The organism is Hahella sp. NBU794 (genome assembly GCF_050749805.1).
Classification (GTDB): Bacteria; Pseudomonadota; Gammaproteobacteria; order Pseudomonadales; family Oleiphilaceae; genus Hahella.
Window position 1 is genome coordinate 4986205 of record NZ_CP192738.1, and the last position, 11296, is coordinate 4997500.

Below are 11296 nucleotides of genomic sequence, written 5' to 3' on the forward strand. Positions count from 1 at the left end.
TGTATTAAAACTCCTTAGTTGTATTCCTGGCGACAGACGCAAAAAAGGCGGTAATACCGCCTTTTTCATTTCATCAAATAGTGATCGCTTATGCGCCAGGATGCAGGGTCAGTAATGCGTTGATATCCAGCTCCCCGCCTCTTCCCAGCTCCAACTCAAGGTACTGACGCATTTTGTCCGCCAGGAAGCCGTCTACACCGGGCGAGCCTGCTACGCCATGGGCCACCCAAGCGTCGAAACGGTCGTCGTTACCCACTACCTGCGCCGCTTCCAGCAACAGCGACTGTTTATAGTCCGACACCAAGGCTTTGAGCCTGTTTTGGGCGGCAATGCGCACCTCAGTATTCAGACGCGCCTCCATATCCAGATCAGACTCCACCATCGCCGATTTACGCGCCAAGCCAATCGTGTAGTGATCATCGTAATAATCGTCTTCGGAGACGACATTCACCGGGGTATCGCTACGGCGACCATCTACTTCCATCACCAATGCAGAGCTGGCGGTCTTGGTTAGAATGTATCTCTCGTAGTGGTAGTCGGAGTAAACATCCTCCATCACGGTTGGCGGAACCATCGAGAACTCGGTCAGCAATGAGTCCAGCTTGTGATCTGCTCGATCCAGTTTGCGGCCTCTCTTGTCGACTTCATCATCAGCTCTACGCACCTCCTCCCTTTGACGGGAGACCTTGTCCTTCAGACGGTCGACTTCTCTCTTCTGTGTGTCATATTGCGGGTCTGTGAGGTTAAGTTTGTTCAGCGCGCTTTCTTCTTTCGCCAGATCCCGCTCCGTCGATTCCAGCTCCCGCCGCTCCCGTTTAAAATCGCGGCGAGCGTCCCGCATATTGTCTTTAGCGCGATCCAACTGATATCGCTGGTCAGACACATCTCCCTGCAGACGAATAAAGTCAGGGTTGCTCACCATCACCTGCCCGCTGACATACTGCTGCACTTCCGGCACAACGGACTCGCTCAGATTATAGTGAACCGGCGCCCGAGACATGCTCACGCGCGCCTCATTGCCAAGTTTGCTGTTTACTTTATTGACCAATTGCAATCCGGCTACGCCATACCCCAAATCATCGCCAAAAACGCGCCGGTCGCTGTCCAACTTAATGCGAAACTGATGCTGCGTCGCTATCGTCTGATAAGCAGAGTTATATCTATCCCAGGCGGACTGCTCATGTGTCGCCTGCGCCACTTTGCCGTAAAGCAGCATGGCCTTGCCCAGATTATTGCGGTCATAAGCTGTGTTAGCGGCGCTTCTTACCTGGTTCAACCACGCGGTAAAGTCTCTGCGCGCCTGTTGCAGCCTATTCTGGGTGTCCTTATCGTTGGGCTTTAACTTCAAGGCTTCTTCATACCTCTCAACCGCCAGTTCATAACGGCCTTGAGCGTAATACTCTTCCCCATCCTTGATCAGGTTACGGTGCGCGCATCCTGTTACAGCCAAAGCCACCAACGCCACTCCCGCAAACCTTTTGAAGCGATTAGACAACATTATCTTCCTACACCATTCTCATATTTTTCGAATATTACGACGGGACCTGATTTCACTACCCGATCCCATCGCCACTGCCTTTATGTGAGTCTATTTATACCCTGCGCCAGCTTAACCCTAACTGAATAAAAAGGGCGAAATCGCCAATAGCGCTCATCAGCGACGGTAAATTGAGGCATCAGCGGGAAACGTTGGAAATGAAAAAGGCGGGATTCCCCGCCTTTAACCAGAATAGCCAGCCGCCTTCGGCTGTGAAGTGTGATTAGGAAGAAATTGCCGCGACTATTTTGCGCCCAGCATCGCCTTCTTGAGTTCTTCCTGAGCCGGCTTGTCGGATAACCAGATACCAAACAAAGCTTCTTTAAAAGCAACGCCGCCATCAATAGTGGCCGCAAGCGCGTCGTTTTTATACACCTCTACGCCTTTGCCTGGGAGATACACCAGGTCGAATTCGTCATTTTCCTGGATCTCTTCATCGAAGACGCCAATAAACTTATCGATATTTGCTTTAATGGGAGCCGTATTGCCATTAGTCGCGTTCTCAAAGCCCTCTGTAGTGGCTTTCTGCATCTTTTCACTGGTCACCATATCTGAAACCATATGCAGTTTGATCGCCATAGGCTCGTCCGCTTTCACAATCGCAGAAGCGTCCTTATTCGCCTGCGGCAGGTATAAACCGCCCACATAAACGTCAATGAACCATTTGGAGCGCACGCCGGCGCCATTGAGCTTTAATTCAGAACCCGCTGCGCTAAGCGTGTCGGGAATGTCGACGCCAGCCACTTTGGCGGCCTGCGAGGAAGGGCATAGAACCAGCAAGAGCACAAGTGCAGAAATTAGTTGTTTCATATTTCATCCCTAGTTGCATTGATTGTTATTTAAATTATTTGCTGTTTATTGTTTGTAAGCGCTCAGCGGTGCGGGGGTAATTCCGAATCGGCGAGCGGACTCCATTATAGGCAGCCCGCAAAAGCGGTAGATAGGGTAAAACAGGTAGTTATACCGGGTTATGCGAGCTGGTTCGCAACTATAGGCGCAAGACATTCCTGACAGCAAGTCTAACCGGTCCATTAAAAAAGGGCGCTGGATGCGCCCTTTTTACTGTTACGACAGTGTAACCAAAAGTTACTTAAACAGTGTGTCTCCGGTCAAACCTTCTTTCTCCAGCAGTTCGCGCATGCGCTTGAGCGCTTCTACTTGAATCTGACGCACTCTTTCCCGAGTCAGGCCAATTTCCTGCCCCACTTCTTCCAATGTGCTCATGGGATAACCGCGCAATCCAAAACGACGGGCGATCACTTCCTGTTGCTTGTCAGACAATTGGTCAAGCCAACGGTCCAGACAGCCTTTAAGATCGCTATCCTGCAACAGCTCGGCAGGATCATTGCTCGCCTCATCGGCGACGGTATCAAGAAGGGATTTTTCCGCGTTGCCGCCAATCGGCGAATCGACGGAAGTGATGCGCTCGTTCAAACCGAGCATACGTTTAACATCCTTCACCGGCTTTTCCAGCAAGTCGGCGATTTCTTCAGCGCTGGGCTCATGATCCAGTTTCTGGGTCAGTTCGCGGGACGCGCGAAGATACACATTTAATTCCTTAACTACGTGAATCGGCAAACGGATCGTCCTTGTCTGATTCATGATGGCGCGCTCAATCGTCTGGCGAATCCACCAAGTCGCGTAAGTTGAAAATCTGAAGCCGCGTTCAGGATCAAACTTTTCAACGGCGCGAATCAGACCCAGGTTGCCTTCCTCAATGAGATCAAGCAGGCTCAGGCCTCTGTTCACATATCTGCGGGCGATTTTCACAACCAGGCGCAAATTGCTCTCAATCATGCGCTTACGGCCTTTCTCATCGCCACGACGCGCCATGCGCGCAAAATGAACTTCTTCTTCCGGGGTTAATAATGGGGAGAAACCGATTTCGTTCAGATAAATCTGAGTGGCGTCGAGGTTTCTGTAGGATTGGCCTTCACCTAGGGAGAAACGACCGGTACGTCCTTGATCAATCGAGACAACAACATCACTTTCATCGTCTTCAAACTCTTCAGCCTCAATTTCGGCCAAATCGATATCAACATCGTAAGCCAAATCTTCTGCGTAAGATTCACGTTCTGCTGCCATGATGATGCCCTGCTCTCGTTAACCCCTTGCGGGGTATTGATGACGTTTTGCACTTGCTCAGGCGCAAGTTTTATCGTTTTGGTAGGTACTTGAGAGGGTCAACCGGATTGCCGTTTTTTCTTATTTCGAAGTGCAACATCGGTCGGTTGGTCCCTGTCTCACCTATCTCGGCTATCTTCTGCCCGCGGTTTATGAGGTCACCCTCCTTGACCAGTATCTTGCTGTTGTGCGCGTAAGCGCTGATGTATTCATCGCCGTGGCTCAGAATCACCAGCTTGCCGTAACCTAGCAAACCATTACCCGCATACACTACTTCGCCACTGGCCGCTGCTAAAACCGGGTCGCCGATTTTGCCGGCGATATCAACGCCTTTATTGATATCGCCTGCAATAGAAAAAGTATCAATAATCGGGCCATGATGGGGCCACCCCCATCCGGTAACAATTCGATCGGTTTTGCTGGTTACAGGAGCTTTTTTCTTTTGTGTATTTTTGTAAGCGGGAGCCTGGGCAGTTTTAGGCGGAGTGGTTTTCTTGGGCTTAACAGATGAAGTTTTCTTGGTTTTGACAGTCGTCTTTTTGGTTTTCTTGGATGGCTGCGCGCTCGCAGTCTGGTAGCCATCCGGCACAACCAGAGAAATCCGCTGCCCCGGCTTAATCATGTAGGGAGCGGGTATCCGGTTGATACGAGCCAACTCTTTATAATCCCGACCATATCTCCAGGCGATAGAATAGAGTGTGTCGCCTTTCTCTACGACATGGCTTCCCCAGTACACCGGAGGGTTAAATGCAGGGTCTCTATATATAGAAGGAGAGGTGCAGGCGCACAAGAATAGCGTGATCGACAAAGCGACCGATCTCAAAGCATAAAAAATGCCATTACCAGTATACAGTCTGTTACAAAACCTGTGTTTTTGGGATTTTAGACAATGCACTTTTTAGCTTTTTTTAAAACAAAAAGGAATTAATACAGCCTAGATTATTCTCATTATTTACAAAAGTTTCTAAAATGAACTCCTAAGTAGTTAAATTACAACTATATTCTATAGAGTTATAGATTCAATGCCGTCGGGTTCGCTCGTTATACCTGATACCTGAGGTAACACCACCAAGGAAAATAAGTAACACTAACGTGATTTAATTTCCTAAAAGTGTTTTCTCATTTTTGATAACCAAGTCTCACTTTTTCCAGCACAACCACCATCAGTGCGCCGATAGCGAACAACGCCGCCACCATTAACACTTGCGCCGGCTCGCCTGTGATCACCTCGTAACGAGAGGGGAAAACATTCGCCTGCACAAGGGGGACCTGAGCCCCATGAGAATCAATACGATATTCCAGCGTATACTTCCATGGCCAGACTTTGTTGAGAGCGCCCAGCATAAAGCCGGTCAGAACTGCGAGGGTGTAGTCGTGGTAACGTCTTAATAACCAGCTTAGCAGGTGGGTGAAAGACAGCAAGCCAATCAGACATCCTGAGGCGAAGATGGACAAAGGCAGAATTTCAAAGCCTTTCACCGCCGCGAGGACCGGACCATAAATGCCAAGAAGTAACAGCAGGAAACTGCCTGAAACGCCAGGCAGAATCATGGCGCAAATGGCGATGGCGCCGCTTATGAACAAGTTCAGGTAGGTTGGCTCCAGACTCGTGGGGCTCAAAGCCGTCAGCGCATAGGCCACCGCAGCGCCCAACCCGATCAACAATGCAGTTAGCGCATTCTTCTCTCTGATCGCCTTACCTACAAACCAGACGGAGCCCAGTATCAATCCAAAGAAAAAGGCCCATATCAGATTAGGATGGCTCTGCAATAGAGAGCTGATGATCCTGGACAACGAAAAGACGCTAGTGAGAATGCCAGCGAACAATGTCGCCAGAAAGGTTCCATCAATGTCTTTCCAAACCGCTGCAAATCCCTGCGTGCGCCAGATGCTAATCAGCCCCGGACGAATTCGCCCAAGAGCTGAAATAAGCCGCTCGTAAATACCGGAAATAAATGCAATCGTACCGCCGGACACGCCAGGAACAATATCCGCAGCTCCCATGGCCACGCCTTTCAGATAAGTCTTCCACATGTTATCGAACAACGCCTCCTAACAAAGGCACAAATCGAACCTGCTCCAAACTGCTCTCCTCTATTTCCGCGCCTTGTCTCTTATAGACCTTCAGCATCTGTTCGTTGCCGCCGCCAACCGGAATGACAAGACGTCCGCCATCCGCAAGTTGCTCCAGCAACTCCGATGGCGTCTGCTCCGGGGCCGCAGTCACCATAATTGCGTCGAAAGGCCCCTGTTCAGGCCATCCCCAACGCCCATCGGATAATTTCGCGCTAACGTTATTTAACTTTAGAGCCTTGAACCTCAGTTTCGCTTTTTCCAGCAGCGGCGCAATCCGCTCAACGGTATAAACCTGTGTGGATAATCTGGCTAGAATTGCGGTTTGATAACCCGAGCCGGCGCCAACTTCCAACACTCGTTTCGGTTTCCAACCACTGCACAGCAGCTCGGTCATACGAGCCACAATATAAGGCTGCGAGATCGTCTGAGAGTGTCCTATCGGCAGAGCAGTATCTTCATAGGCGCGATGCGCGAGAGCCTCGTCGACAAAAATATGCCGGGGAACCTCAGTCATCGCCTCCAACACCGCTTCATTCTGAATTCCGTTTTTCCGCAAGCGCTCAATCAAACGCAGACGCGTGCGCCGCGATGTCATGCCTATGCCTTGCAAGTCGAAGTTCACTCAGTATCTCCCAGCCAATCCTGTAGTTGGTTAAAGGCGTCGTAGCGAGTCATATCAACATGAATAGGCGTAATGGAGACGTAGTTGTGCTCCACCGCGTAAAAATCCGTACCAGGTCCGGCGTCGTCCCCCTCTCCCGCCGCTGCGATCCAGTAACGCTTGCGGCCTCTGGGGTCCACAATTTCGTGGGGCTCGCCGCCTTTCAAACGATGTCCCAAACGGGTTAGCTGAATCCCGCGGATATCGTCTAAAGGCACGTCAGGAACATTCACGTTCAGCACCGTACGTGGAGCAATCGGCGACTTTAACTGTCTGAGCAGTAAGTTGGCGACCACTTTCGCTGCAGTCGCATAGTTTTCTTGCCCCCGATTTACCAATGACACAGCAATTGCGGGTTGCGCCAGAAAACGCCCCTCCATCGCTGCAGCGACGGTCCCGGAATACAACACGTCATCTCCCAGATTGGCGTGGGAGTTAATGCCGGATACAACTCGCTCTGCGTCATAACCGAACATCTCGCTCAACCCCATATGCACACAGTCTGTCGGCGTACCATCAACAGCGAAGAAACCTTGTGAGGTTTTCTGCAGAATCAAAGGGCGCGTCAGCGTCAGTGAGTTACTCGCTCCGCTATGATCTCTATCTGGCGCAATTACTCGAATCTCAGCAATATTTTTTAGCTCATCCGCCAGAGCCGACAAACCTGGCGCATGCACGCCATCGTCATTGGACAATAATAATTTCACTACCGCTTTTCCTTTTTTCGCTACTCCCTCGTCACCAGCCTTTGCAGTCAATTGCTTCAATAATAGTGACAATGGGAGGAGCTATTAGTAAACAGGTTTGGCTGGAATCAGTTTAATCTAAATACTTGGTCCAGCAATACAGAGGCGAAACAGCCGGAGCCAAGAGAGAATGTCAGCTCAATATCGTCATTGAGCCACTGCCAACTCATATCTACAGGCATAGCGACAAAAGGTCTCCGCGCTGTCCGCGCGCCGTCTTTGTGAATAGCGGTCAGCCATTCTGATAAAGATGCCGTTCTCAGTTGCTCAATCTCTCCGGCCGCCCCGGACAAGAACTCTGGGCCGCCCAACATCGGGCCAGTGGGAACGGTGTACTCAGATACGACAGAGCTGGCGGCAGGAGCGCCTTCATCTCCATCGATCATGGTTAACCAGTCCCCTCGACGAAGGCGCTCAGCCAGAATTTCATTAAACAAATAAGAGCGCGCCGCAGACAAATACATCCCCAGATGGGCCTTCTTTTTCGGTTTTTGGCCTTCTACGAACCATGCATTCGCACGTTGTAAATTATAGCCATCGTGGCCAAAGCGCTGGTCTCCGAAATAGTTAGGAAAACCATTCGCCTGAATGAATGAAAGCTTTTCATCGATTTGCTCGTGAACTCCTTCCACCTGTCTGACCCAGATCTTAAAAGCATTTCCTGAGTGATCGCCTCGGCGTAATTTTTTTTGCGTACGAGTAACGCTGAGAACTTCTACACCTTCAATCTCTAACTGACTCCAATCCGGCTCAGGACGTTTCCCCAAATATACTGAAAACCATTGTCTGGTCACGGCATGACGATCCTTCAATCCCATTAACCCGATATCAAAATCACGCACACCACAAAAACGCGCGAGGTTACGAGATACCCACTCGGTATTCTGCCCGCGCTTTTCAATATGTAATAAAATATGCTCGCCTCCTGAGTCTGGTGGCGTCCATAATTCATCCACACCGAAATCTTCCGGCGTTTGACGCCATATCCCAGGGGCCGTGTCAGTCCAAATTCCAGGAAAGTTAAGATCAAAATTCATATCAGTTCTTTTGCGCCTCTAGCAATGCTACCGCATGACAGGCAATGCCTTCTTTACGGCCGGTGTAACCCAGTTTTTCTGTGGTAGTGGCTTTTACGTTTATACAATCAATAGAAACATTGCAGTCAGCGGCAATATTGATTCGCATGTTTTCTATATGTGGAGCCATCTTAGGAGCTTGTGCAACGATAGTCCCATCAACATTCCCTACCTTGTAACCCTTCTCATGCAGTTTACTAACCACAGAGCGAAGCAGGTTTCGGCTATCTGCACCAGAAAAAGAAGGATCGGTATCAGGAAAATGTTTACCAATATCACCTAAGGCTGCTGCGCCAAGTAAAGCATCACATATCGCATGTAGTAAGACGTCGCCATCTGAATGCGCTTGCAGGCCACGATCATATGGAATCTTCACTCCACCAATGACAATAAAGTCGCCACTCTCAGAAAACGCATGGACATCGAAGCCATGGCCGACTCGAAACAAACTCATTCTTCTTCCTGCATAATGCGGCGTAAGAATATCTCCGCCAGAGGTAAATCTTGAGGATGGGTAATTTTGATATTATCGCTATGCCCTTCTACCATTACAGGCCTCAAGCCCAGAGCTTCGATCGCTGAGGCTTCATCGGTAATGTTGACGCCCTTTTCTAGCCCTTGCCTTAAAGCCGCCAATAAAATGCCAAACCGAAACATCTGTGGGGTGTACGCCCGCCAGAGATTAGTCCGGGGCACAGTATCTAACACTTCACCTGTCGCACTGGTCCTTTTCACTGTGTCGGCTACAGGCACGCCTAAAAGCCCGCCAGGTTGAGTATTCCATAACGACTGCATCAGATTGGAAATATCATTGATGCGGAAACAAGGACGAGCCACATCATGCACAAGCACCCAGTCTTCAGCAGAGGCGTGAGGCTCCATCTTCTCTAAAGCATTGAGCACTGAAGTCGACCGCTCCGCCCCGCCAGCTACTGGTATTGTTTTTCCAATATACTTGCCAGCAATCTCGGGCCACCATTTGTCTTGCGGATGAAGAGGCAAATAGATCTGTGATATTCCAGGCGCTGATAATAGCCGATCCAGCGTATGCTCAAGAACGCTTCGATCAAGCAATTTCAAATACTGCTTAGGGCATTCGCCCCCCATGCGAGAGCCAACACCTGCGGCGGGCACTATCACCCAAAGCTTATGCTCTTCCATACTGCCTACTAATACTAATCAAGCTCGATTTCTGCAAAAACCGGGCTAGTATCAGTGAAGCGAATAAGGAAAATCAAGAAAGGTTCAGTTTTCGATGAGCAAATAAAACTGCTCGTCAGGATACACCATCCCCAACTGGCTGCGAGCTCTCTCTTCTATCGCGCTCTGTGCGAGTTTTAGCTCCATGACTTCAGCCTCAAGCCTGCGATTCCTTTCCGCCAATTGCTCGTTCTCTTCTTTCTGACTCTCAACCTGACGATCAAGCACCCAAGCCTGAGCGAAAGAACCTTCGCCTACCCAAAGACGGAATTGAAGGACGCCAATAATCAACGCCAAAACTGTCCACAACCAATTTACACGCATAGCAGAACGACAATGAGGTTATATTTTCGTCGTCAATGACATTTTGCGTCCCTGCTGCTTCAAGCAAATTCCGCCGTGATAATTTACTTTCTAGTAGGGCGAAATCGCTTATTTTATAGACTCTATTATTTATAGTCGATAAGTGTTGATAATTTCCAGTAGAAAACACTTATAACTACATAAATTTAATGACATTTCTTTTTTCATAATTTAGCCCTGTCGAAAGGAGCCAGAGCAATTTGAGGTAGATGAAGAAGCGTACAGTAATGGTAAGAGAGACTCTGGCGCTACTGTGGAAGGGGTAAGGCGCCTTTAGTTTTCCGACCCGACGATAAATTTCAGGCATAAAAAAACCCGTCACGAGGACGGGTTCTTCGTATTAAGAGCCTGACGACGACCTACTCTTGCATGGGTAATCCACACTACCATCGGCGCTGGACTGTTTCACTTCTGAGTTCGGAATGGGATCAGGTGGTTCCAGTCCGCTATGATCATCAGGCAAAACCGTTAAGCTTTGTCTTAGTCTAGCTTGTCTAGTTGGCGCTTGGTCAGAAGACCTTTAACTTGGATAAGCAGTTATACTCAATCAATACCGGTAAATTACTTCGGTGTTATATGGTCAAGCCTCTCGGGCAATTAGTACTGGTTAGCTCAACGCCTCGCAGCGCTTACACACCCAGCCTATCAACCTCGTGGTCTACAAGGGCCCTTTAGGAGGATCAAGTCCTCAGGGAGATCTTATCTTGAAGGGGGCTTCCCGCTTAGATGCTTTCAGCGGTTATCCCGTCCGAACGTAGCTACCGGGCAATGCGATTGGCATCACAACCCGAACACCAGCGGTTCGTTCACTCCGGTCCTCTCGTACTAGGAGCAACTCTCCTCAAATCTCCAACGTCCACGGCAGATAGGGACCGAACTGTCTCACGACGTTCTAAACCCAGCTCGCGTACCACTTTAAATGGCGAACAGCCATACCCTTGGGACCGGCTTCAGCCCCAGGATGTGATGAGCCGACATCGAGGTGCCAAACACCGCCGTCGATGTGAACTCTTGGGCGGTATCAGCCTGTTATCCCCGGAGTACCTTTTATCCGTTGAGCGATGGCCCTTCCATACAGAACCACCGGATCACTAAGACCTACTTTCGTACCTGCTCGACGTGTTTGTCTCGCAGTTAAGCGCGCTTTTGCCTTTACACTAACCGTACGATGTCCGACCGTACTTAGCGCACCTTCGTGCTCCTCCGTTACTCTTTTGGAGGAGACCGCCCCAGTCAAACTACCCACCACACAGTGTCCTCGACCGGGATTACCAGTCAGAGTTAGAACCTCAAACATGCCAGGGTGGTATTTCAAGGATGGCTCCACGAGAACTGGCGTCCTCGCTTCAAAGCCTCCCACCTATCCTACACAAGCAGGTTCAAAGTCCACTGTGAAGCTATAGTAAAGGTTCACGGGGTCTTTCCGTCTAGCCGCGGATACACTGCATCTTCACAGCGATTTCAATTTCACTGAGTCTCGGGTGGAGACAGCGCCCCCATCGTTACGCCATTC

At 49.8% G+C, this 11296-nt stretch carries 11 protein-coding genes and 2 rRNA genes (1 of these 13 cut by a window edge); all 13 read right to left on the minus strand.

The genetic code is table 11. The annotated features are described in order from the left end of the window. Window positions 1-88: 88 nt before the first annotated feature. Entirely contained in the window at window positions 89-1498 is a 1410-nt protein-coding gene (locus ACQYWX_RS21770) for a tetratricopeptide repeat protein (RefSeq protein WP_431686330.1), read from the minus strand. 282 nt (window positions 1499-1780) lie between these two features. Continuing rightward, a complete protein-coding gene (locus ACQYWX_RS21775) occupies window positions 1781-2347 on the minus strand; it encodes a chalcone isomerase family protein (protein WP_431686331.1) in 567 nt (188 codons plus the stop codon). Between the two features lie 276 nt (window positions 2348-2623). Continuing rightward, the gene (gene rpoS / locus ACQYWX_RS21780; protein ID WP_011395785.1) at window positions 2624-3622 is read right to left on the minus strand and encodes an RNA polymerase sigma factor RpoS; all 999 of its coding nucleotides are present in this window, start codon (window positions 3620-3622) and stop codon (window positions 2624-2626) included. A 70-nt stretch (window positions 3623-3692) separates the two neighbouring features. Then, on the minus strand, window positions 3693-4316 hold the full coding sequence (locus ACQYWX_RS21785) for a peptidoglycan DD-metalloendopeptidase family protein (protein WP_431686332.1): 624 nt from the start codon (window positions 4314-4316) through the stop codon (window positions 3693-3695). 464 nt (window positions 4317-4780) lie between these two features. Continuing rightward, the gene (locus ACQYWX_RS21790) at window positions 4781-5695 is read right to left on the minus strand and encodes a DUF368 domain-containing protein (RefSeq protein ID WP_431686333.1); all 915 of its coding nucleotides are present in this window, start codon (window positions 5693-5695) and stop codon (window positions 4781-4783) included. Between the two features lies 1 nt (window position 5696). Further along, a complete protein-coding gene (locus tag ACQYWX_RS21795; protein ID WP_127972689.1) occupies window positions 5697-6359 on the minus strand; it encodes a protein-L-isoaspartate(D-aspartate) O-methyltransferase in 663 nt (220 codons plus the stop codon). Then, on the minus strand, window positions 6356-7105 hold the full coding sequence (surE, locus tag ACQYWX_RS21800) for a 5'/3'-nucleotidase SurE (protein ID WP_127972691.1): 750 nt from the start codon (window positions 7103-7105) through the stop codon (window positions 6356-6358). The genes ACQYWX_RS21795 and surE overlap by 4 nt, the downstream gene beginning before the upstream one ends. 107 nt (window positions 7106-7212) lie before the next feature. After that, complete coding sequence (gene truD / locus ACQYWX_RS21805; protein ID WP_431686334.1) at window positions 7213-8181, minus strand: tRNA pseudouridine(13) synthase TruD; 969 nt, start codon at window positions 8179-8181, stop codon at window positions 7213-7215. A gap of 1 nt (window position 8182) precedes the next feature. After that, window positions 8183-8674, minus strand: a complete 492-nt coding sequence (ispF, locus tag ACQYWX_RS21810) for a 2-C-methyl-D-erythritol 2,4-cyclodiphosphate synthase (RefSeq protein WP_431686335.1) — start codon at window positions 8672-8674, stop codon at window positions 8183-8185. Then, window positions 8671-9381, minus strand: coding sequence for a 2-C-methyl-D-erythritol 4-phosphate cytidylyltransferase (ispD, locus tag ACQYWX_RS21815; protein WP_431686336.1), 711 nt, complete (start codon window positions 9379-9381; stop codon window positions 8671-8673). The genes ispF and ispD overlap by 4 nt, the downstream gene beginning before the upstream one ends. 84 nt (window positions 9382-9465) lie before the next feature. Then, complete coding sequence (locus ACQYWX_RS21820) at window positions 9466-9744, minus strand: septum formation initiator family protein (RefSeq protein ID WP_127972699.1); 279 nt, start codon at window positions 9742-9744, stop codon at window positions 9466-9468. Window positions 9745-10129: 385 nt separating this feature from the next. Further along, a 5S ribosomal RNA gene (gene rrf, locus ACQYWX_RS21825) occupies window positions 10130-10243 on the minus strand. Between the two features lie 116 nt (window positions 10244-10359). Continuing rightward, window positions 10360-11296, minus strand: a 23S ribosomal RNA gene (locus tag ACQYWX_RS21830); it runs 1954 nt beyond the window's last position.